Annotated in this window: 18 protein-coding genes and 1 tRNA gene; 8 read left to right on the top strand and 11 right to left on the bottom strand. The window is 65.7% G+C overall.

The window, feature by feature from the left end; genetic code table 11:
• Positions 1-72: 72 nt before the first annotated feature.
• Complete coding sequence (locus ACYU7G_RS03950; protein ID WP_461104967.1) at positions 73-1,065, bottom strand: Gfo/Idh/MocA family protein; 993 nt, start codon at positions 1,063-1,065, stop codon at positions 73-75.
• A gap of 83 nt (positions 1,066-1,148) precedes the next feature.
• Between ACYU7G_RS03950 and ACYU7G_RS03945 the strand changes: the two genes are divergently transcribed.
• The 4 genes from ACYU7G_RS03945 (at position 1,149) to ACYU7G_RS03930 (ending at position 6,120) form a co-directional block, all read left to right on the top strand.
• On the top strand, positions 1,149-2,423 hold the full coding sequence (locus ACYU7G_RS03945; RefSeq protein ID WP_461104965.1) for an aspartate kinase: 1,275 nt from the start codon (positions 1,149-1,151) through the stop codon (positions 2,421-2,423).
• 306 nt (positions 2,424-2,729) lie between these two features.
• A complete protein-coding gene (gene ngcE / locus ACYU7G_RS03940; RefSeq protein ID WP_461104963.1) occupies positions 2,730-4,169 on the top strand; it encodes an N-acetylglucosamine/diacetylchitobiose ABC transporter substrate-binding protein in 1,440 nt (479 codons plus the stop codon).
• The gene (locus ACYU7G_RS03935) at positions 4,166-5,212 is read left to right on the top strand and encodes a carbohydrate ABC transporter permease (protein WP_461104961.1); all 1,047 of its coding nucleotides are present in this window, start codon (positions 4,166-4,168) and stop codon (positions 5,210-5,212) included. The genes ngcE and ACYU7G_RS03935 overlap by 4 nt, the downstream gene beginning before the upstream one ends.
• Complete coding sequence (locus ACYU7G_RS03930) at positions 5,212-6,120, top strand: carbohydrate ABC transporter permease (protein ID WP_461104959.1); 909 nt, start codon at positions 5,212-5,214, stop codon at positions 6,118-6,120. Before ACYU7G_RS03935 ends, ACYU7G_RS03930 begins: the two co-directional genes overlap by 1 nt.
• 62 nt (positions 6,121-6,182) lie before the next feature.
• Here ACYU7G_RS03930 and ACYU7G_RS03925 read toward each other — a convergent pair whose 3' ends face one another.
• Positions 6,183-7,775 (bottom strand): helicase HerA-like domain-containing protein, encoded by a 1,593-nt coding sequence (locus ACYU7G_RS03925; protein WP_461104957.1) that lies wholly within the window; start codon positions 7,773-7,775, stop codon positions 6,183-6,185.
• 69 nt (positions 7,776-7,844) lie between these two features.
• On the opposite strand from ACYU7G_RS03925, the gene ACYU7G_RS03920 reads away from it, so the two are divergent.
• From ACYU7G_RS03920 to gndA, 3 genes are read left to right on the top strand one after another with little or no spacing between them, the layout of a single operon-like run.
• On the top strand, positions 7,845-8,138 hold the full coding sequence (locus ACYU7G_RS03920) for a type II toxin-antitoxin system VapB family antitoxin (protein ID WP_461104955.1): 294 nt from the start codon (positions 7,845-7,847) through the stop codon (positions 8,136-8,138).
• 51 nt (positions 8,139-8,189) lie between these two features.
• Positions 8,190-8,732 carry a LytR C-terminal domain-containing protein gene (locus ACYU7G_RS03915; RefSeq protein WP_461104953.1) on the top strand — a complete coding sequence of 181 codons (543 nt, stop codon included), beginning with the start codon at positions 8,190-8,192 and terminating at the stop codon, positions 8,730-8,732.
• A gap of 55 nt (positions 8,733-8,787) precedes the next feature.
• Complete coding sequence (gndA, locus tag ACYU7G_RS03910; protein ID WP_461104951.1) at positions 8,788-10,248, top strand: NADP-dependent phosphogluconate dehydrogenase; 1,461 nt, start codon at positions 8,788-8,790, stop codon at positions 10,246-10,248.
• A gap of 36 nt (positions 10,249-10,284) precedes the next feature.
• On the opposite strand, the gene ACYU7G_RS03905 is transcribed toward gndA, so the two are convergent.
• The 3 genes from ACYU7G_RS03905 to ACYU7G_RS03895 form a co-directional block, all read right to left on the bottom strand.
• Positions 10,285-10,372, bottom strand: a tRNA-Ser gene (locus ACYU7G_RS03905).
• 45 nt (positions 10,373-10,417) lie between these two features.
• Positions 10,418-10,849: a tRNA adenosine(34) deaminase TadA gene (gene tadA, locus ACYU7G_RS03900; protein WP_461105150.1), complete on the bottom strand. Its 432-nt coding sequence runs from the start codon at positions 10,847-10,849 to the stop codon at positions 10,418-10,420.
• Positions 10,850-10,874: 25 nt separating this feature from the next.
• Positions 10,875-11,456, bottom strand: a complete 582-nt coding sequence (locus ACYU7G_RS03895) for a tRNA adenosine deaminase-associated protein (RefSeq protein WP_461104949.1) — start codon at positions 11,454-11,456, stop codon at positions 10,875-10,877.
• A gap of 145 nt (positions 11,457-11,601) precedes the next feature.
• Here ACYU7G_RS03895 and upp point away from each other — a divergent pair, with 145 nt between their 5' ends.
• Entirely contained in the window at positions 11,602-12,228 is a 627-nt protein-coding gene (gene upp, locus ACYU7G_RS03890; protein WP_461105148.1) for a uracil phosphoribosyltransferase, read from the top strand.
• A 10-nt stretch (positions 12,229-12,238) separates the two neighbouring features.
• On the opposite strand, the gene ACYU7G_RS03885 is transcribed toward upp, so the two are convergent.
• The 6 genes from ACYU7G_RS03885 to ACYU7G_RS03860 form a co-directional block, all read right to left on the bottom strand.
• Positions 12,239-12,706: a GyrI-like domain-containing protein gene (locus ACYU7G_RS03885; RefSeq protein WP_461104947.1), complete on the bottom strand. Its 468-nt coding sequence runs from the start codon at positions 12,704-12,706 to the stop codon at positions 12,239-12,241.
• Between the two features lie 367 nt (positions 12,707-13,073).
• Positions 13,074-14,921, bottom strand: a complete 1,848-nt coding sequence (locus ACYU7G_RS03880; RefSeq protein ID WP_461104945.1) for a hypothetical protein — start codon at positions 14,919-14,921, stop codon at positions 13,074-13,076.
• Positions 14,921-18,151 carry a type I restriction endonuclease subunit R gene (locus ACYU7G_RS03875; RefSeq protein ID WP_461104943.1) on the bottom strand — a complete coding sequence of 1,077 codons (3,231 nt, stop codon included), beginning with the start codon at positions 18,149-18,151 and terminating at the stop codon, positions 14,921-14,923. Before ACYU7G_RS03875 ends, ACYU7G_RS03880 begins: the two co-directional genes overlap by 1 nt.
• Entirely contained in the window at positions 18,151-19,326 is a 1,176-nt protein-coding gene (locus tag ACYU7G_RS03870) for a restriction endonuclease subunit S (protein ID WP_461104941.1), read from the bottom strand. The genes ACYU7G_RS03875 and ACYU7G_RS03870 overlap by 1 nt, the downstream gene beginning before the upstream one ends.
• Positions 19,319-20,938 (bottom strand): class I SAM-dependent DNA methyltransferase, encoded by a 1,620-nt coding sequence (locus ACYU7G_RS03865; RefSeq protein ID WP_461104939.1) that lies wholly within the window; start codon positions 20,936-20,938, stop codon positions 19,319-19,321. Before ACYU7G_RS03865 ends, ACYU7G_RS03870 begins: the two co-directional genes overlap by 8 nt.
• A 1-nt stretch (position 20,939) precedes the next feature.
• Complete coding sequence (locus ACYU7G_RS03860) at positions 20,940-22,793, bottom strand: hypothetical protein (RefSeq protein ID WP_461104937.1); 1,854 nt, start codon at positions 22,791-22,793, stop codon at positions 20,940-20,942.
• Positions 22,794-22,940: the final 147 nt, after the last annotated feature.

Here is a 22,940-nt window from a genome sequence, read left to right as displayed (position 1 = left end):
ACGCGGACGGCAGGGCGACGACGATGGCCACGCCGACGCGGACGGGCCACATCCGCCGTCGGTCGGGTCAGGTCAGACCGGGACCTCGGCCTCGGACTGCTCGATGCCCAACTGCCCCAAGCAGTCCTCCAGCATGCGCATCACCTCGACGGTGTCATTGAGCGGCATCACGACGGACTCGGTGTCGCCGGCCAGGATCCGCTCGGTCACCTCGGCGATCTCGTGCGCGTAGCCGCGGCCCGTCATGTTGGCCTCGATGACGCGCGGCAGGACACCGGTGCGGTGCACGGACAGGGTGGTGGGGTGGTGGAACCTGGGCTCCACCTCGATCCACCCCTTGGTCCCGTAGATCTCCATGCGGCCGGGACCGTGGCCGTCGAAGCCGCAGCTCAGTGACGCCAGGCCCCCACCGACGTGCTCAATGCTGATGGCGGCGGCCATGTCGACACCGTTGGGAGCGAACCGGCCGACGCAGTGCACCTTGCGCCCGGCACCGAGGAAGGCCTGCGCGAAGCTGACCACGTACACGCCAAGGTCCAGCATGGCGCCGCCCCCGGCAGCGGGGTCGAACAGGCGGTGGGAGGGGTCGAAGGTGCGATAGGCCGAGAGGTCTCCCTGCACGCCCAGCACGTCGCCGATCCTGCCCCAGGCGACCACCTCGCGCGCAGCGGCGACGGCGGGCAGGAACCGGGTCCACATGGCCTCCATGCAGAACACGCCCTTCGCGCGGGCGGCGGCGACCACCTCACGGGTGCCGGCCAGGGTGGCAGTGAACGACTTCTCCACCAGCAGCGCCTTGCCCCGCTCGATGGCGGCGAGTGCGACGTCGTGGTGGTGCGGGTGGGTGTTGGCGAGGTAGACGACGTCGATGGACTCGTCATCCAGGAGTTCGGAGTAGGAACCGTAGGCCCGCTCGACGCCGTGCTTGGCCGCGAACTGCTTCGCACGTTCGAGGTCGCGCGATGCGATGGCAGCCAGTTCCGCGTTCGGGACGAAGCCGAAGTCGGAGGCCATCACATCGGCGATCCACCCCGCACCGACGAAACCCCAACGGATGGTATCCATGGCGCACAGGCTACCTTCGCGTGGACCGCGTCTCGGCAACTTCGACAACAGTGACTACTCTTGTCCCGGCAGGAAGGAAGTGCATGGCACGCATCGTTCAGAAGTACGGCGGCTCGTCCGTCGCAGACGCCGACTCCATCAAGAGGGTGGCCCGCCGGGTGGCAAGGACCCGCAGCGAGGGCCACGAGGTGATCATCGTCATCTCCGCGATGGGTGACACCACCGACGAGTTGATGGACCTCGCCCTGCAGGTCTCGCCGCGCCCCAAGTCGCGGGAGTTGGACATGCTGCTCACCACGGGCGAGCGCCAGAGCGCCGCACTGCTGGCGATGGCGCTGTCCGACCTGGGCGTCGACGCGGTCTCCTACACGGGTTCCCAGGCCGGCGTCCTCACCACACCGATCCACGGCAACGCCCGCATCATCGACATCACGCCGGGCCGCGTCGAGGCCGCCGTCCAGGAGGGCAACGTCGCGATCGTCGCCGGCTTCCAGGGCGTGGCGCAGTCCACCAAGGACGTCACCACGCTGGGACGCGGCGCCTCCGACACCACCGCCGTCGCCCTCGCAGCCGCCCTCGGCGCGGACCACTGCGAGATCTACAGCGACGTCGACGGCGTGTTCACCGCGGACCCGCGGATCGTCCCCGCCGCGCAGCCGATCACCGAGATCAGCTACGAGGAAATGATGGAGATGGCGGCATCCGGCGCCAAGATCCTCCACCTGCGCTGCGTCGAGTACGCGCGCCGCGAGAACGTGAAGGTCCACGTCCGCTCATCATTCACAGACAAGCCGGGAACCTGGGTCAAGGCCCTGGAAGAGGTTCAGAAGGGACCGAACATGGAAGAAGCCATCATCACCGGCGTCGCGCACGACCGCGGCGAGGCGAAGATCACGATCGCCGGCGTCCCGGACCGGGTGGGCGAGGCGGCCCTGATCTTCTCCACCATCGCCGAGCACGACATCAACATCGACATGATCGTGCAGAACATCTCGCGGCTGTCCGACGTGAAGACCGACATCTCCTTCACGCTGCCCATGACCGACGGCGGCCGCGCCATCGAGGCGCTGGAGGCCATCAAGGACCAGGTGGGCTTCGACGAACTGCTCTACGACGACCAGATCGGCAAGGTCTCCATCGTCGGCGTCGGCATGCGCTCCCACCCCGGCGTCACGGCCACGTTCTTCCGGGCCCTCGCCGGCCAGGACGTGAACCTGCAGATGATCTCAACCTCGGAGATCCGGATCTCCGTCGTGGTGGGTGCCGACGACGTCGACGACGCGGTTCTCGCGGCCCACTCCGCCTTCGGGCTGGACGCCGACGAGCAGGCAGTGGTGCACGCCGGCACAGGCCGCTAGGAGAACCCCGGACCAGCCACCCTCGCCGCGATCTCGGGTGAGCGAGCACAGCCCTCCCGATCATGCCCTGTGAGCGTTTCACAGGGCATGATCGTTTCTTGAACACTGCGCGACAAGCACTTTCGTCGGCGGAATGACCACTTTGAGTGTTCAATGCGTAACGATTACGTCTACTTGGGACTGCCGGCTGTCACTTCCCTCCACGGCTGCCGTATATTCGCTCACAGTTCAGCGGGGCGCGGTAGCCCCACACACGCTGGGCCTCGCTGGTGAGGCCAGCGCAGTAACTAGAGAAGGAGAACTTCCATGAGCTACTCCCTGCAACGTCGTGGCTTCCTGAAGGGTGCACTGGCCGCTGGCGCGCTGGTCCCCCTGGCAGCCTGCGCAGGTGGCGGCGATCCCGAGGAGACGCCCACTGGCGAGGGCACCCCCGAGGAGACCACCGGTCAGGAGACCACGGGCGGGGAGACCGCGCCCGCGGACGACAACAACCCCTTCGGCCTGGAGATCCCCTCCGAGATCGAGGCCATCATCTTCAACGGCGGCTACGGCATCGAGTACGCCGAGTTCGCAGCCGGCGTCGTCGAGAAGACCCACGAGGGCGTGACCGTCAGCGTCGCCCCCACCACCCAGGTGGCCCAGGAACTCCAGCCGCGCTTCACCGGCGGCAACCCGCCGGACGTCATCGACAACGCCGGTGCGGGCAAGATCGGCCTCGGCGCGATCATCGACCAGCTCGAGGACCTCAACGAGGTGGTCGACGCCCCGAACCTCGAGGGCACCACCATCCGTGACACCCTCTACGCGGGCGTGCTCGACGCCGGCACCGTCGACGGCAAGCTGGCCGAGCTCAACTACGTCCTGACCGTCTACGGCATGTGGTATTCCGCCTCCCTGTTCGAGGAGAACGGCTGGACCCCACCGAAGACTTGGGACGAGGCTCTCGAACTGGGCGCCAAGGCCAAGGAGGCCGGCAAGTACCTGTTCCTGTGGGGCAACGAGGCATCCAACTACTACGGCGAGATGGCCATCACGTCGGCCATCAAGGAGGGTGGCGACGAGGTCCGCATCGCCCTCGACAGCCTGGCGGAGGGCTGCTGGAGCCTGCCCGCGGTCCAGAGCGTGTTCACCAAGCTCAAGGAGATCATCGACGCCGGCTACTTCAAGCCCGGTGGCTCGGGCACGCAGTTCACCGCTGCCCAGTCCCAGTGGTCCAACGCCCAGGAGGCGCTCCTGTACCCGTCGGGCGCCTGGATCGAGAACGAGATGAAGGACCAGACGGCGGAGAACTTCCAGATGACCGGCTCCCCGGTGCCGACCGTCACCTCCTCCTCCGCCCTGCCGTTCGAGGCCATCCACTCGGCCGCGGCCGAGGCCTACATCGTTCCCTCGCAGGGTGCGAACGTTGCCGGTGGCAAGGAGTTCATGCGCGCCATGCTCTCGCAGGAGGCCGCGGCGAACTTCGCCGAGACCATCTTGTCCCCGACCATCGTGAAGGACACCATCCCCGAGGACGCCTTCGGCTCAACGGCGCTGGCCTCCCAGATCACCATGCTCGGTGACGCGGGCGACAACACCTTCACGTGGCGCTTCGACAACTACTACGGCATGGGCCGTGACCACGTCTCCGCCTGGAACACCTTCCTCGACGGCGGCATGGACGTGGCCACGTTCACCAAGACCCTGCAGGACCTGACCGATGCTGTTCGCAACGACGATGCGATCGACAAGTACGAAGTCTCGTGACCTCTGAACCAACGGCTGCAGTGGGCGGCGGGGAGACACTCCCCGCCGCCCCTACGGTGGATCCCCAACTCCCCGAGCCACCCTCGAAGCTGAAGCGGCGTCGTCGGCCGTTGTCGTTCGACAAGATCAGCTTCATGGTGGTCTTCCTCGGGCTTCCCCTCCTCATCTACCTCGGCCTCGTGATCTACCCGTTCATCCAGGCGGTGCACTACTCGTTCACGAACTGGCGCGGCTTCGAGCCGATCTCCCAGGCCGAGTACGTCTGGTTCGACAACTACAAGTTCCTGCTCGGCGACGACCGCTTCATGACGGCGCTCGGCAACAACATCATCCTCGCGATCTTCCTGCCGCTGATCACCATCGTGCTCTCGCTGATCCTCGCCATCGTCATCACGATGGGCGGACCCTCGCACGGCAACATCCGAGGGATCAAGGGCGCTGCGTTCTACCGCGTCGTGTCCTTCTTCCCCTACGTCATCCCCGGCATCGTCATCGGCTTCATGTGGCGGCTGCTGCTGGACCCGAGCTCCGGCTTCGTCAACGGCCTCCTGACCTTCATCGGCTTCGACAGCTTCGAGAACTTCGCCTGGCTCGGCAACGAGACCACCGCGATGCCCGTGTCGATCTTCGTGATCATCTGGGGCTTCGTCGGCTTCTACATGCTGCTGTTCATCGCCGCCATCAAGGCCATCCCGGCCGAGATCTACGAGGCGGTGCGCATCGACGGCGCCAACCGGTTCACCACTGCGGTGCGGGTCACCATCCCCCTCATTCGCGGCAACATCCAGACGGCCTACATCTACATGGGCATCATCGCGCTGGACGCCTTCATCTACATGTCCGCGCTGAACCCCTTCGGTGGCCCGAACTACTCGACGCTCGTGATGAGCCAGGAGCTCTTCCAGACCGCCTTCGGTGGCACGAACATGTGGGGTAGGGCTTCGGCCATGGGCGTGGTGCTGGCAGTCGTGACCCTGGTGTACTCCGCGATCATCTTCACCATCAACCGCGTGACCGGTGGAAAGGACACGGTGAGCTTCTGATGAGCACCGAAACTCTCCCCGAGAGCCGCACGATCAAGAGCACCACGGGTGACAAGGTCTTCGCCACCTTCGCCCACATCATCCTGATCGTCTGGGCCGTCCTCGTGGTCGGACCGCTGATCTGGACGTTCATGACGTCGTTCAAGACGTCCTCGGAGATCTTCGAGTCCGCGCTCAAGCTCCCCGAGGAGCTGCTGAGCGGGCGCATCTTCGAGAACTACATCAACGCGTGGAACGCCGGAAACTTCGGGACGTACTTCTTCAACACGATCATCGTGGTGGGCATCGCGATGTTCCTGGTGATGCTGCTGGGCGCCATGTGCGCCTACGTCCTGGCGCGGCACTCCTTCCCCGGAAGCAACCTCATCTACTACCTGATGCTGGCGGGACTGACGTTCCCGATCTTCCTGGCGATCGTGCCGCTGTACAAGGTCCTGCAGTCCATCCCCCTGCCGTGGAACCCGAGCCAGTCCATGCTCGGCACCCACGCCGGCCTGATCCTCACCTACGTGGCGTTCGCGCTGCCGTTCACGGTCTTCTTCCTGTACGCGTTCTTCAAGACGCTGCCGAACGAGATCGCCGAGGCGGCCGCCGTGGACGGTGCCGGTGAGTGGACGACGTTCTTCCGGATCATGCTGCCGATGGCGAAGCCGGGCATCGCCTCCGTGGCGATCTTCAACTTCCTCGGCCTGTGGAACCAGTACCTCCTCCCGGTGGCGCTGAACACCTCCGAACCGAAGTACGTCCTCTCGCAGGGCATCGCCCGGTTCGCCTCCCAGATGGGCTACTCCACCGACTTCGGCGCCCTGTTCGCCGCAGTCATCATCACGGTGGTGCCGGTCCTGATCATCTACATGCTCTTCCAGCGCCAGCTGCAGGGCTCGGTGTCCCAGGGCACCATGAAGTAGACCACCGACGCACAGTTCGGGGGCCGCGCAGTTCGCGCGGCCCCCGAACTTGCTTCTGTGGACTACTTGCGGCGGCCGGTGCCGAACAGGCCGCGCGCGATCTCGCGTGCCGCGGTGCGCATGAACTGCTTGAACGCCGAAGACTTGGTCACCTGCTCCACGAAGCTGGGTTCGGGCTTGCTGCGCCGCGACGACGAGGAGCCCGAGCGCGACGAGGACTCGGCCTGCTTGCGCCGGGCCTCGGCCTCCTTCTGCTCGGCCTCGGCACGGGCCTGCTCCTCCGCCGCGCGGGCGCCCTCCTCCACCTTCCTGATCAGGATCTCGTGGGCCGACTCGCGGTCGATGGCCTGGCCGTAGCGGGCCATCAGCTGCGACTGCGCGACGCCTGCCCGCAGGGCCTCGAGGTCAGTCGGCCCCATCATCGACTCGGGGGCCCAGATCCGGGTCCGGGCGACGGGGGTGGGGGCCCCGTCGGGGTCCATCACGGTGACGACCGCTTCGCCGGTCCCGAGCTGTTGCAGCACCTCCTCCAGGTCGTAGCCGGACTTGGGATAGGTGGAGACGGTGGCCTTCAGCGCCTTGGCCGCGTTGGGGGTGTGGGCCCGCAACTGGTGCTGGACCCGGCTGCCCAGCTGGGCCAGCACGTCGCCGGGGACGTCCTTCGGGGTCTGGGTCACGAAGAACACGCCGACGCCCTTGGAGCGGATCAGCCGCACCGTCTGCGTGATGGAGTCCAGGAACGCGTCGGAGGCGTCCTTGAACAGCAGGTGCGCCTCGTCGAAGAAGAACACCAGCTTGGGGCGTTCGACGTCGCCCACCTCCGGCAGGTCCTGGTAGAGGTCGGCCAGGAGCCACATCAGGAACGTGGAGAACAGGTCGGGCCGGCCCGCGAGGTCCGGCAACTCCAGCAGGGAGACGACGCCGCGGCCGTCGGGGGCCTGCCGGAGGAGCTCCTTCGGGTCGAACTCCGGCTCGCCGAAGAACACGTCCCCGCCCTGCTGGGACAGCGTGAGCAGGTTGCGCAGGATCACGCCGGCGGTGGCGGTGGAGACGCCGCCGATGCCCTTCAGCTCCGGCTTGCCCTCGTCGGAGGTCAGGTACTTGAGCAGCTCCGTCAGGTCCTTCAGGTCCAGCAGGGGCAGGCCGTTGCTGTCGGCGTAGTAGAACACCAGACCCAGCGACGACTCCTGCACCTCGTTCAGGCCCAGCACCTTGGACAGCAGGATGGGGCCGAACGACGTCACGGTGGCGCGCAGCGGCACCCCGATCCCCTGCCCGCCGAGCGCGTAGAACTCGCACGGGAACGCCCTCCCCTCCCAGGGCTGCCCGTTCGCGGCCGTGCGGGCCAACAGCTTCTCGCCGCCGGCTCCCGGGGTGGCCATACCGGAGAGGTCACCCTTGATGTCGGCCAGGAACACCGGCACGCCGGCACTGCTCAGCGCCTCCGCCATCACCTGCAGGGTCACCGTCTTGCCGGTTCCGGTGGCACCGGCGACGAGGCCGTGCCGGTTGAACATGGACACCGGGATCCGCACAGGTGCATCCACGACGGGACCGTCGGCCTCCAGCACACCTAGCTGGATCGCCTCCTCCTCGAACGCGTAGCCTGCCTTGACGGTGTTGATCACTTCTTCGTGTGTTGTGGGCTCTGTCACGCCCCAAAGCCTGCCACAAGCACGCGTCGCCGCCCCCGGATAGCGGGGATCACGGCTAGAGTGTGGGGGGTGATCTTCAAACGAGTGGGCGAGGGGCGCCCGTACCAGGACCATGGCTACAGCCAGAAGCAGTGGGCCGCCATCGCCCCGCACCAGGTCCGGCTCGACGAACTGACCACCACCAAGCGCACCCTGGACCTGGAGACCCTCCTCGAGGAGGACTCCACGTTCTACGGGGACCTGTTCGCCCACGTCGTCGCCTTCGAGGGCGAGCTGTACCTCGAGGACGGGCTGCACCGTGCGTTGCGGGCCGCGTTGCAGCAGCGCCAGACCCTCCATGCGCGCGTGCTGGAGCTGGGCTAGTAGATTTGACTCCTGACATGACCAACGACGAGCAGAGTTGAGCCCGAAGACGTGCGCATTTTCAGACTTATCGCCACCCCCGTGCTGTTGCTGGGGTTGCTCGCCTTCCTCGTGTGGGGCGCGTTCTGGGGCTGGCGGAACCTGACCGCGCCGCTGCCCACGCCCGAGCCCACGCCCTGCGTCGTGGTGACCCAGGAGCTCGTGACGGTCGAGGACATCTCCGTGCGCGTCTACAACGGCGGCTTCACCAGCGGACTCGCCCGACGCCAGGCCTCACGCCTGGAGGAGGCCGGGTTCAAGGTGATCCGGGTGGGCAACACCGACGAGCGGGTCTCGGGCACCACCATCCGCGGCAACGAGGCGAACGCACCCGCCAAGCGTCTGGTCATGTCCTACTTCAAGGACGCCACCTTCGAGAACGACGACAGGGTGGACGGCACCGTCGACGTGTTGCTTGGTTCGGACTTCGCGGGCGAGGGCGAGGAGCCCTACTTCCAGGTCTCCTCCGGCGACGACGGCACCGTCTGCGTCCCGCCGACCCCGGAGCCCACCGACTCACCGTCACCCACCGCCGCGGCCACGACGGAGCCCTGAGCCGGATCCTCCGCTCCCGGCCATGGCAGGCCACGAGCGCGCAACAATGGGAGCCATGAGCTTCCAGACACCGGAACCAGCCAGCGCGGACATCGGAATCGTGGGGATCGGGGTTATGGGCACCTCGCTCGCGAGGAACCTGGCCCGCCACGGCCACGCCGTCGCCGCCTACGACCTCTCCGACGAGCACGTCTCGAAGCTGGTCACCAACTACGGCTCGGAGGGCACCTTCGTGCCCGCGGCCACCCTCCCCGAGTTCGTCTCGGCACTCAGGTCACCGCGCGTGGCCATCATCCTCGTGCCGGCCGGCAACCCCACGGACTCGACGGTGGCCAGCCTCGAGGAGGTGATGGAGCCGGGCGACATCATCATCGACAGCGGCAACACGCTGTTCACCGACACCCAGGAGCGCGCCGCCGCCCTGGCCGACACCGGCATCCACTTCGTCGGCATGGGCATCTCCGGAGGTGAGGAGGGAGCCCTCACCGGGCCTTCGATGATGCCGGGCGGCAGCAGGGAGTCCTACGAGCGGATCGGACCGATGCTGGAGTCGATCGCAGCCCAGGTGGACGGCGAACCGTGCTGCACCCACATCGGCCCCGACGGCGCAGGCCACTTCGTGAAGACCGTCCACAACGGCATCGAGTACGCCGACATGCAGCTGATCGCCGAGGCGTACGACCTGATGCGCCGCGGCCTCGGCATGGAGGTGCTGGAGATCCGCGACGTGTTCGCGTCCTGGAAGCAGACCGAGCTGGACTCCTACCTGATCGACATCACCACCGACATCCTCGGTCACACGGACGCGGAGACCGGCAAGCCCTTCGTCGACATCATCTCGGACCGGGCGGCGCAGAAGGGCACCGGCGCCTGGACGGTGAAGGCCGCGCTCGACGTCGGCATCCCCGTGCCGGCCATCGCGGAGGCCACGTTCGCCCGCTCCCTGTCCGGCGCCGAGTGCGAGCGCGTGACCATCAGCCAACTCGACGTCGACCCAGCGGTGGTGCCCATCAGCGGTGACCGTGCCGAACTCGTCGACGCCATCCGCGACGCGCTGCTCGCCTCGAAGATCTCCGCCTACGCGCAGGGCTTCGACGAGATCCAGCAGGCCAGCACCGACGAGAAGTGGAACATCGACAACGCTGCGCTCGCCCGGATCTGGCGGGGCGGGTGCATCATCCGGGCGGGGTTCCTGAACTACATCTCCGACGCCTACGTCGCGGAGCCTGACCTGCCGTCGCTGTTGGGCGACTCCTGGTTCAGCGAGCGCATCGCCCGCTGCCTGCCCGCCTGGCGCCGTGTGGTTGCACTGTCGGCCACCTCCGGCATCCCCGCGCCCGCGTTCGGCTCCTCGCTGGCCTGGTACGACGGCCTGCGCTCCGAGCGGCTCCCCACCGCCCTCGTGCAGTCCCAGCGCGACTACTTCGGCTCCCACACCTACGGCCGCGTCGACAAGCCGGGCCGGTTCCACACCCGCTGGGAGCTCGACCCGCGCGTCGAGGAGCAGTGGGACTGAAAAAGAACTCCCGGCCTTGTCAGGCCGGGAGTCCGGTGGCGGTGACGGAGGGATTTGAACCCTCGGTGGTTTTACCCACACTCGCTTTCGAGGCGAGCACTTTCGGCCGCTCAGACACGTCACCGTGGACTACTTTACCGGCTGGTGGCGTGAGGCTCCAATTCCAGCCTCAGCGGCGATCGCCGAAGAAGTCCAGCAGTAGGGCCGCGCACTCGTCGGCGAGCACCCCGCTGGTGACCTGTGGGCGGTGGTTGAGCCTCGGGTCCCGCACCACGTCCCACAGGGACGCGACGGCGCCGGCCTTCTCGTCGAAGGCACCGAAGACGACGTGCCCGACGCGGGAGGTGACGATGGCGCCGGCGCACATGGTGCAGGGCTCGAGCGTCACCACCAGGGTGCAGTCCCCCAGGCGCCACTCCCCCAGCGCCTCGGCGGCGCGGCGGATGGCCACCACCTCGGCGTGCGCCGTCGGGTCACCCGTCAGTTCGCGCTCGTTGCCCGCCGATGCCAGGAGGGCGCCGTCGGGCCCGAGGACCACGGCCCCGATCGGGACGTCGCCGTGGGTCAGGGCCTGCCGGGCCTGTTCGATCGCGAGCCGCATCGGGTCCGCCCAGCGACTGGCCACCTCAGGCGTCGAAGGCCTCGACGGCGCGGTTGAACTCCTCGGAGATCTTCAGCTTGTGCGCGATCTGCGCGAGGAGCTCGTCGGAGTCCTCGTCGTAGTCGGTGGCGATGGCCTCGAGCTCGAAGGCGCCCAAACCGCTGGCCGAGAACATCTCCAGGTCACCCACGGGGGCCGAGTCGTCGTCGTCATCCGGGACGTCCTCACCCAGGTAGTCGAGGACGTCGCGGGCGATGGGCCAGTCGTTGCCGGCCGACGCGTCGCTGAGCAGCACCTCGACGGAACGCCCCCGCACCCGGCAGATGACGAAGAACTCACCCGCGACAGAGACGAAGCCGTCGGCCCCGGAGTCGCCGGGCAGGCGCGTCAGCTCCCGGATCAGCTCGTCGAGGTCGTTGGCGAGCTCGAAGTCCAGCGGGACCACCTGCGGCTCGCCGTCCTCACGGTAGGCGGCCACGACGAGGTCGACGTCGTCCTCCGAGGCGTCCTCGAGGTCGTCGTCCTCGTAGTCGTCCGAATCCTCCTCGTCCGACTCCTCGTCGTCCTTGAGGTCGAACGGCTCTGCGTCTTCGTCGAACACGTCCACGTCGCTCTCCCTTTGTTGCGGTGCAGCCTGATGCGGTGCACCCCCATGATTCCAGACAACACCCCACAAGTCAGCCCCGGGTTGCCCATCCCGGTCAGCGCCACCCGTTGTGATGTGCCAGAGTTGGGCTGTGGAGATTCGCGTCATCAAGCACCCGCTCGTAGATCACAAGCTCACCAAGCTGCGTGACAGGACCACGGAGCAGCCCACCTTCCGGCGGCTCGTGGAGGAATTGGTGACCCTGCTCGCCTACGAGGCGACGCGTGGCGTGCGCGTCGAGGACGTCGAGATCACCACCCCCGTGGCCCCCACCGTCGGCACCCGCCTGATGGATCCGGCGCCCCTCATCGTCCCCATCCTGCGTGCGGGTCTCGGGATGCTCGACGGCATGCTCCGCGTCGTTCCCACCGCCGAGGTGGGCTTCCTGGGCATGATCCGCGACGAGGTGACCCTCCAGCCCGCCACCTACGCCGAACGGCTCCCGCAGGACCTCTCAGGGCGCCAGTGCTACGTGCTGGACCCGATGCTGGCCACCGGCGGCTCGCTCGGTGAGGCCGTGAAGTTCCTGGTCGAGCGCGGTGCGGACGACATCACCTGCATCTGCCTGCTGGCCGCCCCCGAGGGCATCGAGAACTTCAAGCAGCTGCTGGCCCACCTCGACGTGCCGTGCACGCTGGTGGTCTCCGCGGTGGACGAGAAGCTCGACGAGCGCGGCTACATCGTCCCGGGTCTCGGCGACGCCGGCGACCGCCTCTACGGCCTGGCCGACTGAGGCCGAGGGGTCAGTCCAGGGACCAGAACAGGTCCGTGCGCAAGGTGGCGGGATCAGCGTCTGTCGGGTCGTCGGTGTAGACCTCGAAGACCGTCTGGCCGGCGGTGCGGCCCTGGTCCTTGACCCACCTGCCCAAGGCCTCCCAGGAGGCGCCCAGGCCGTCGTAGCCGCCGACGTGGGTGATGGTCGCGTACTCGCCTGCGGGGAGCTCCCCCGGTGCCACGTCCCCCGAGGGCTCGACCACGCCGTCGGTGGTGAAACCGATCTCGATGTCGACGGCACCTTCGTTCATCGCCCCGTACAACCCGAAGGCGGCCCCGTGTGACAGCCCCTGCTCGGCGAGAGCTGCTGCGAGGGCGGGGTAGGCGCGGTCGTAGAGCGCCGGCAGGTTCTCCATCCGCTCCCGGGCCCGCACGACGGCGGTGGCTTCGGCCTCCCGGTTGATGATGCGTGGGCTCTGCTCGGTGGTGTCCGTCATTGGTCCTCCTGGATGTCCCCGCCCACGCTAGTACCGGACCCGTTCACACGCACCAGTGATTCCCGGATCCCCTTCGCGCCACCGTCCCGGCGCCCGTGTCGCAGGAGATTTGCGCGACGGGCGGTGGACCGCGTGTTCACAGGGTGTCCGTGCAGGATTCCTGGAGCAGAAGGCACCGCCCGCATCGCCATTCTGACCACCCCTTGCCGCAATCCGGCGCACAGCCAACCTGGCAGTGACGCCAGCCACACAACCAAGCCCCACAGACACGTCAGCATCAGCCCTCGGCGACTCCGAACACCCACCCCGTGACGATTGGTCGATCGAGGCTGACCCCCCGGGCCAGCTGACTCCCCTCCCGATCGGATCAGTTCGTCTTGGTGTTAGTCAGATGGACGCCGATGTAGCCGATGTACGCCTTTTTCGTCTTGGCGATGTCGACCGCGTAGTACATCCGCGGTGCGTTCTGGTCACGATGGGTTGGGGCAAAGTGGGTCGCCATGAAGATCTCCCCCGATGGCTCGAATGCGACGGGCACCGGGAAGGTCCTCTCGCGCCGCATCCTCGCGTTGTTCTGCACAGTGTCGCTCTCACCTGCCTTGTGCCGCTGAGTCGGGCACTTCCGCCCGCGCACCTCTGACGAGTTCAGGTACATGTGAAGGTTGCCATTGAAGCCATGTTCGACGCACTCGATCATGTAATCCCGCAAGACAAGCACATGCTCCCAAAACGACGACGCGTATGTCCCACTCGGGTCCGCAGCATCGATCTGGTCCGCGCGATCGATCGCCTTCTCGACGTCGGTCAACTCGACGTACTTTATGATGTCCCCGAAATTCGCCTCGTCCGTCAGGCGTTCGACGATCTCAACGACACTGAGCGGGTCGGTCTCCCACGGCATTACTGGTTCGTCGACGTAGGTGAACTGGTCAGTACGCTCCGCACGCCACCGTTCCAGAGAGCGAGTCTTCTTCTCGGCCGCGCGGCGACTGTCCTCAGCGAGCGCGCGCTCGAGCTGCTCGGCTTCCAACTGCCGGCGCAGCTCGACGACTTGATCTTCAAGCCGTTCACGCTCGGATTGCAGCTTCTCGGCAGACTTGACCGATGCCTGAACCACCGTCTCCTGTTGATCGAACTTGTCGGCGATCCCTTGGAGCGCAGCGTCATCGACGACATTCCGACCAGCGATTCGACTGACGAGGCCCCTGAGTTTGTCAAGCCAAGAAGGCTGGAAAGTGTCCCGGGTCGGGGTCGCGGGGACCTCCTCGACGGGTTGAACGGGCGCTACGTCTTCGAGTCTGACCGTCTCCGGCTTGATCTGCTCACGTTGGAGGACGCGGATTGTCCGCGTCAGCTCAGCCGGCAGTCCCGCTTCGAGCAGGTTGACGCGAGGCGTTGTCGCAACGGCCCGGATCAGCCGCTCGGTGAACTTCAAGTTCGGCTTCAAGCCTTCACTCATCGTCTTCGCCGTCAGGATCCGGTGTCGACGAGCGTCGGCCCAATCGCCGAGTTCGACCCGCGGAACGAAAGTCCGGACTGCGCCCGTTGGAATCGAGTGGGTGGAACCCAGCTGCGCATTCAATGCCTCGGTGGCGTCCGAATCCAGCACGAAGAATGAGGCACACCCGATTGCATCGCGGGTCAGGGAACCGATCGCCTCAGCCCACCTTTGTGTTGAGACCCCAGGAACTGGGGCTGCGACGACGATGGACAATTCTCGGTGTTCGTCCTGGATGAACTCGATCAGTTCCTCCACACCGTCAGCTCTCACAGTGCGCGGATCACTCAGGACGGGAACCGGCCCGTCGAATGCGTTCACTGCCTGCAGCGTATTCCGGACGACCCGCGGCGTTGCCGGTTGAACTGGCGAGCCGTCTGGGCGCTCGCCCTCGCTCTCGAACCAGAGCACCTGCTTCAAGCGACGCGAGTTCGGGGCGGACGTCGCATAAAGCCGGGTCGTCCATGTCCCGTGTTCGTTGATCTCGACATACTCCAACAGGAGACGGACGAGTCCTTCTCCGCGCTGCTCCACGACAGTCAAGTGGGAATCCGGACCAAGCCGGAAGGTTCCCGGGCCGTCCCAGTCGGCCGTCTCAACGCTCTTGCGCGAGTCACGGACCATCTCCACAAGCCAGCTCCGGAACTGTTCCTTAGCGACTCTGATCGCATCCTCGCGATCGTCGAGACGCACAATCGAGCGGTACCCGACAGTCATCACGAACCTCCCTTAGCAACGTTGGACATGCCCGAAGCGAAGCTCGGCGCCATGCTTTCCATCTGGTCGATTACGAGGCGGATCGCCTCAGGCTGCTTGTCCGGCGGGTACTTGTACTTCACGAGCAGCCGCTTGATCGACGAACGGAGCTTGGCCTTGACGTCGTCGCGGACAGTCCAGTCAGTCTTGACGTCGCGCCGCATAACGCCGACGAGTTCCCGAGCGATCTCGGCCAGGATGTCCTCGCCCTGGAGTTCGACAGCGGACTCGTTGGCTGAGACCGCGTCGTAGAACGCCAACTCATCGGAGTTGAGCGGCGGCGTGAAGTGCGCGCCGCGGTTACCCTCAGCCGCGACTTCCTTAGCCAGCTCGATCAGCTCCGCGATGACCTCGGCCGAGGTCAACTGCTGGTTGGTGTACTTGTTCATCAACTCGCGGAGCTTCTGTGAAAACGCGCGGTGCCGCACGAGGTTCCGGCTCGTCGCCTTCGTGCTCTCCTCGGTCAGTAGATCGCGCAACGCCTCGATAGCAAGGTGCGGGTTCTCGGCCTGCAGGGTCTTGGCGACGAACTCCGGCCCGAGCTGGGACAGCGATGGCTTGGGCATCCCGGCCGCTTCGTAGATATCGATGACGTCGCCCGTCTCGGTCGAGGTGGCGACGAGGCTCGACAGCAGGCGTTGGATCTCCTCGGGGACCGGCCGGCCCTGTGCCTGCCGCTCCTGGGCATCGAACTTGCCCATCCAGACCCGCACTTCCTCATAGAACTTCGCCGTCGGGCGGAGATCTTCGAGGGTCTGCGAGCCAGCAGCCAGCGCCCATGCGCGAGCCAGCTGATTCGCAAACTTCCGGAACCGATCGACGAGCGCCGTGTCACCCTCGCCGGGTTGGTTGCCGGGCGTCGCGGGCGAGCGCAGGTAGTTGGTCAGGCCAACAGCCGCCTTAACCCAGCTGCGGGTATCCCCTTGGAGTTGCTTGCGCCACAGGTATCCAGCGCATACCTCGTCCAGAGTGGCGATCAGTTGGCGTGCGAGCACGGCCGCTTCGTCGATGTTGCGGCCGACCGGCTTCTTCGCCTGGTCGGTCTCGGTGTACTCGGCGAGCGCCTTGCTCAGGTTCTCGACCAGGGGCGCGTACGCAACCAGCAGGCCGTCTGGCTTCCCGCGGAAGGTGCGGTTTACGCGCGCGAGCGTCTGCATCAGGAGCGCACCCTTGAGCGGGCGGTCGAGGTAGAGGGTGTGGAGCGGCGGTGCGTCGAAGCCGGTGAGCATCATGTCCTTGACAATCACGATCTGGAGGGGATCCTCAGCGTCCTTGAGCCGCTTCTGGATGACCTTGTTCAGGGCCTCCCGCCGAACATGCTTGGCTACGACGCCCTTGTCGGACGCGGAGCCGGAATAGACGACCTTGACGACGCCCTTGTCGACAGCGTCGTCGTGCCATTCGGGCCGGAACTTGATGATCTCCTCGTAGAGGTTCGCACAGATCTCACGCGTCGCGCCAACGATGAACGCCTTGCCGGGCGACTCGATGAACGACAACATCGCTGCCGACCGCTTCTCCCAGTGGTCGACGATGTCCTTCGCCAGAGCCTCCAATCGCGTCGGTGCGCCGTACATCGCGTTGATGACAGCCACCGACTTCTCGACCCGCTCGCGCTCCACCTCGTCGAGGCCGGTGACAGCCTCGTCCGCCGCCGCGTCAAGCTCGTCCTCGTTCACCTCGCGGGCAAGCTTCACCGCGACAAGGCGGGGCTCGAAGTAGACGGGCACTGTTGCACCGTCCGCCACGGCGCGTGTGAGGTCGTAGGTGTCAATGACGCGCCCGAAGACCTCTTGTGTGTCCCGCTCCGCGGTCGAGAGAGGCGTGCCCGTGAAGGCGATGAAGGCTGCATTGGGGAGAGCGTCGCGAATGTGTCGCGCGAAGCCGTCGAGGTCGTCGTAGTGACTGCGGTGAGCCTCGTCGACCATCACGATGATGTTGCGGCGATCGGTGAGCAGTGGGTGGTCGAGGCCAGACTCGCGCTCCTTGGCTGAAAGACCAAACTTCTGCAGCGTCGTGAAGTAGATGCCGCCAGTCACCCGATTGGTGAGCTCCTCGCGCAGCTGCCTGCGTGTGGTCACGTTGATGGGGCTCTCAGCCAGAAGCTGCGAGCGGTTGAATGCCTCGAACAACTGACTGTCAAGCTCGGTGCGGTCGGTAACGACCACGAGTGTCGGGTTCTTCAGCTTCGGCTGGCGAGAGACAGCGTGGGCGTAGAGCTCCATCTCCATCGACTTGCCCGAGCCCTGCGTATGCCATACGACGCCGGCCTTGCCGTTCGACTCGAGAGCGTCGACCGTGGAGCCGACCGCCTTCGTCACGGCAAAGTACTGGTGTGGCTTGGCGATCCGCTTGGCATAGCCATCGGCGCCCTCGTCGAAGGCGACGAAGTCTCGCTGGAGTTGCAGGAAGCGTTCCTGATTGAAGATGCCCGGAACCAGGTCGAACATCTCGACGGTCACTGGCAGCCAGACTTCATCGGGGTCGACACCAGGCTCGACGAGGTCAGCCGGGTCCAGACGTCCGAGGGGCCTCCCGTCATCGTCGACGTTCCACGGCGAGTAGTGGTTCAGAGGCGTGAACGGCGTACCGTATCGAGCGTGAATTCCGTCTGAGACAACGGTGAGCACGACGAAGCGGAACGCCATGGGAAACTCGCGAAGGTACGTGGCCAACTGCGCGTGAGCCGACGCGATGTCCGCCGCCTCAGCGCCTGCCCGCTTGAGCTCAGCGATGACGACCGGCAGGCCGTTCACGTACAGCACAATGTCGAAGCGACGCACCACGTCCGCGGAGCGAATCGTGACCTGGTTCACCGCGAGGAACTCGTTGTCATCGACGCTGTGGCTGATGAACCTGATGGTCGGGTTCTGCTCGACACCATTGGAGTCAACGTAGGTAACGCCACGATAACCGTCAACCAGAATCTGGTGCAGACGGAAGTTCTCCGCAAGCGGGTCCTGCGACTTCGGCGCGCGGATCTCGGCGAGTGCTTGGATCAGATACTCTCCCGGAACGGTCGGGTTCAGCTTCCGCAGCGCGGCCAGCGTCCGGCCCGGCAAGACAATGTCGTCCCACGAGTCACGGCCATCATCGGTGCCGGGCGCGACATCCTTGCCCTGCCTCGGCAGCCAACCGTGGAAGGAAAGTTCGTCGAGCATCTGCTCTTCCCACTCAGCTTCGCTAACCATCACAGCACCCCTTCCAGAGTCTTCTCCGCGTCCTTGACGCGGACCTTGTGGGACATCAGCAGCGGCGACAGTTCATCGCGTGTCTCGACGAGTCTGAGATTCTCGACCTCTGCGGCGAGCGCCGCCTCCCACAGGCCAGTCATCAGCCCGTCCAACCGCTTGACGCCCGCATCACTCGGAATTCGCACCGGCTCGTCGAGGTGACGGCGCTGGATGTGGCCCATCGTCGTTGCCTTGTCAGCCGCGATGGCCTTGAACTCATTGAGCTTGGCGTGCACAGCTTGATTGACCAGCCACATCGGCCGTGTCTCAGCAGGAATCACCTTGAAGATGTGCTGATTTACGATGGCCTCCGGGCGGTACCAGCGCGCAGCGGTCAGGGACCCGGACCAGGCGAACAGCAGGTCCCCGGGTCGTGCAGTGTTGTCATCCGGAACCTCGATGTCGTTCCGGACGGTGGACCGGCCGATACCGGAGTTGAGTTCCGCGATCCGGACCACGACGCGCCCCGTCCCTGTGGCATCCTTCGTGAAAGCCTTGCCGTTGACGAACCGAGCAAGGGAAGACAGCGGTACCACTGCACCATCAGCGGACGCCGACTGGAAGTGGGCGCGACTGAGATCGTCGGCGGCGCGAATCGCCTCCACGTTGGTGGCGATCTTGTCATCGAGCGCACCGAGCACCTCTGCGATTGCCTGCTGAGACCTCATTGGGAGATTCGGAATCGTCAGGCGGCCAAGGATCCCCAGGTTGATGTGCGGTACACCTGTTGAGATGGCGTGGTCGCTGATCTGCTTCAAGAACTCGGGCCGCCGGCACGCGAAGTAGACAAAGCGCGGGTCGGCGATCTCGGAGTTGACCCGAAGCCTCATCTGGCTCTGCGAGACGACGTACTCGTCGAACTCGCCCTCAGGGACCATCGCGACCTGCCCAAGCGTGCCCCGCTGAGTGAACACCAGATCGCCAGACTTCGCAGTGTTGCGCGCAAGGTCCGCGGCAAACTTCTCGGGAGTGACATATGCGAACTCGCCTCCGACGAACCTCCCCGCCATGTTGCTGCCACGAATGACCGGAACACCTGTGGTCACATAGTCCGATCCCACCAGGCTGGAGCCGAACGGCCCACCCACCAGGCCCCGATCGACGGCGACATCGGAAAGCGCGAGCTCAGGCATCGACCCGCTCCAACTGCTTGCGCACGGCAGCGGCAGCCTGCTCGGTCGCGTCGAAGGCTTCGAGCAGCTCCTTCGTCAGCCGTTCGATCTTGACGTCAGTCTCCTCGCCATCACCATCGGACTCAGCAGTGCCGACATACCGGCCAGGAGTCAATGCGTAGTTAGCTTGCTTGATCTCGGCCAGCGTCACCGACTTGCAGAACCCCGGGACGTCGGCGTACTCAGACGTAGCGGAATTCGTCCCCCTCCACGCGTGGAAGGTGTCGCTGATCTTCTTGATGTCGTCCTCGTCATCGAGGTCGCGCGCGGCACGGTCGACCATGTACCCGAGCTCGCGGGCGTCGATGAAGAGCACCTGACCCGTCCTGTCGACCGAGCCCTGCTTGCCCTTGGTCTTGTCCTTGGCAAAGAACCACAAGCACACTGGGATACCGGTGCTGCGGAAGAGCTGAGTCGGGAGGGCGACCATGCACGAGACCAGATCGGCCTCTACAATCTGAGCGCGGATATCACCCTCACCGTTGGCGTTGGACGACATTGACCCGTTCGCCATGACGACACCGGCCTTGCCGCCCGGGGCGAGCTTGGACAGGATGTGCTGGATCCAGGCATAGTTCGCGTTGTTCGCTGGGGGGACGCCATATTTCCAGCGCGGGTCTTCGACGTTGCGCGCCCAGTCCTTGATGTTGAAGGGCGGGTTTGCCATCACGAAATCCATCTGGAGGTCGGCGTGCTGGTCTCGGGCGAACGTGTCACCCCAGCGGGCGCCGAGGCCCTTGTTCTCGATGCCGTGGATGGCGAGGTTCATCTTGGCGAGGCGCCAGGTCTCCTCGATGGACTCCTGGCCGAAGACCGCGATGTCCTTGGGGTCGCCGTCGTGCCCATGGATAAACTTCTCGGTCTGCACGAACATTCCTCCCGAACCGCAGCAAGGGTCGTAGACGCGCCCACGGTTCGGCTCCAACACCTCGACGATGACCTTGACGACCGACGGCGGCGTGAAGAACTCCCCACCCCGCTTACCTTCCGCACGGGCGAAGGCGCCGACGAAGTACTCGTACACCTCGCCCATAAGATCGCGGGCACGATGCTCGCCCTGACGGCTGAAGCGTGCATTGTTGAACAGGTCGACGAGCTCGCCGAGACGGCGCTGGTCGATGTTGTCGCGGTTGTAGATGCGTGGCAGGGTGCCGACGAGCGTCGGGTTCTCCTGCATCACCGCGTCCATGGCGGTGTCGATGAGCGATCCGATCGTCTTGGCTGCCTCCTCACCGATGGCCGGCCTGCCCTTGGCGTTCTCGGACAGGTACGCCCAACGGGCCTCCTCCGGAACGACGAAGACGCCATAGCCCTGGTACTCCTCCGGGTCGTCGATCAGGTCGCCGATCTGCTCGTCGTCGTAACCCTCGGCGAGCAGATCCGATCGGATGGCCTCGCGGCGCTCGTCGTAGGCGTCAGAGACATACTTGAGGAAGACAAGCCCGAGGATGACGTCCTTGTACTGACTCGCCGACAGCGACCCGCGGAGCTTGTCCGCGGCCTTCCAAAGCGTGTCCTTGAGCTCCTTCATCGTGGAAGGTGTTTTGGTGTCGGTCTTCTTGCGCGGGGGCATGTCAGCCTGCCTTCTTCTCGGTGTTGGGCTCGTCGAGGGTTACTGCCCCTGCGGCGACGCCCTGAATCAAACTAGTGACGAGGTCGGCCGCTGCCGCCTCGTGCTTGCGGATCTCAGCGAAGTACTCCGCGACATCGCCCAGCGCGGACTCAACGCGCTTCACCTGCGCTGCCGGAAACCTGGGGATCTGCCAGGTCTTCCATTCGGAGTTGCCACGAAGACGATTGATCGCGGCGGCGAGTGCTCGCGAGCCGATCCCAGCGCGGGCTGAGTCGGGTCGGAGGATCCGGCTCGGGGACGCGACGATCGCACCACCGGTCTCATCGACAACGGCCTTCGGCGGGTTTGTGGAGAACACGACGTCCCCCGGCTCGGTGTGAACAGCGGAGCGATAGCGGGCAGCTTCTACCAGGCGGTCGATCCAACGGGGGTCGCCGCCGTCCGCGGTGATAACCCGAACCGAACCTGCGGGGTCGAGATCCTCGTCCGAAATCCGTGCGCCGCTCTGGCGGATGATGACCCCTGCGTCGACCAGCTCACCGAGGGAGCGGGTTGAGCTCGGCCCCGTGGTGCTGGCCCTGGCTTGAGGGAGGTCGAAGCCGGCGACGGGCTCCTGAGTTACCAGCGTCGAACGGACCAATCGTTCGTGCGCCGACGCCGCTTCCAGCGCGGTCGCGGGTTGCGCTCCGATACCGAGCGGAACGACGGTGTCGCCGGTCCACACAGCGGCGTACGGCAATGCACGGCCATACCGATACGAGCGCGCACCTGTCTGCTCCAGCGCACCGAGCACGTCAGCAGCGAGCTCAGATCCATCGACCAGCGAGCCCGACAGATCACCGACGACTGCAGCCGTGGCCGCCGAGGCGCCCCGAAGAACCCACAGACCCAAGTTCTTCCGGTGAGCGTCGCGCCACAGACCGCGGGGCAGCTTGAAGGAAGCGACCAGAGCACAGCCGTGGTCCTCCGATCCGGTCCGGAGGGTGTCCTTCCGCGCGTCATACAAGTCCCCGCGGAGCCGATCACATAGGGCAGATGCAGGGCCGACTATGACGGCGATCTGGCCGGAGTCAAGGCCGACCGCGATCTCGTCGGCGGCGTCCAGAGTCGCTCGGTCCTCGAGGCCAGTCAACGCAATCACCTTGACCAGTGGCCCAGCCCCAGATTCGACCTGGCGTCCCTCGATCGCGTGGAGCCGCAGCGCTGCGCGATCGCTGTGATGACCTGCGGCCTCGAATCCAGTGGCCACGGAACGGGCCTGCGGGTCGAGCCGGAGTTCGATTGCGACGCCATCAGGCCCAAGGAATGTGCGGCACACATCGGCAATCTGCTGAAGGAGGGAGACAGCGGTGGCCGTCAGACCGCGACCACCCTGAGCAGCACGGGTCATGTACAAACGGTCGAGTGCGTCCGATGGGCCGTACGACGCCTCATGCAGGGCGTCGACATAATCTGCAAGATCATCGGCGGTCGAAAGCCGGATCACTTCGTCCAGCATGAAGGCGTCCTCGGGGTCAGCCTCTCGTGCCAACGCGATGCGCTGATCGGCTCCCAGAGGAGCGAGGTCCTGCCCGATGCTTGCCCGCAGCGCGAGCAGCACGACCGCGTCCTCAACGTCGAGGCCAACAGGAACGGCCACAGCCGGAGCGTCGAGCCGTGCGCTCACGTTGAGACCTCTACCAGTCGCCTCCAACCAGTCGAGCACTTCGTCGCGGTCGAAGTGCTCGACGGCAGCCAGGACCGACTTCGGGGAAGGGAACGGGGTGCTGGTAGGCCGCGAGCGCCAGTTGGTGACTGCCTGACGGGTGACACTTGCGATGCGGGCGATGTCAGACATCGTGACGAGCGATTCCATCTTTCTCCTCCTTCCTGTGTGGCTCCCCGGTTGAACCGGATGAAGATTAGGCTAGACCCTCACAGATAATTCTGCCCTTGTCAGTCGTTTAGTCCCCTAAACAACCGGTTGGTAGACCTCCCGCGTTCCGGGCGCGAACAATCGGAA

Source organism: Tessaracoccus terricola, from assembly GCF_054776555.1.
This window is presented reverse-complemented; position numbering and strand designations above follow the sequence as displayed.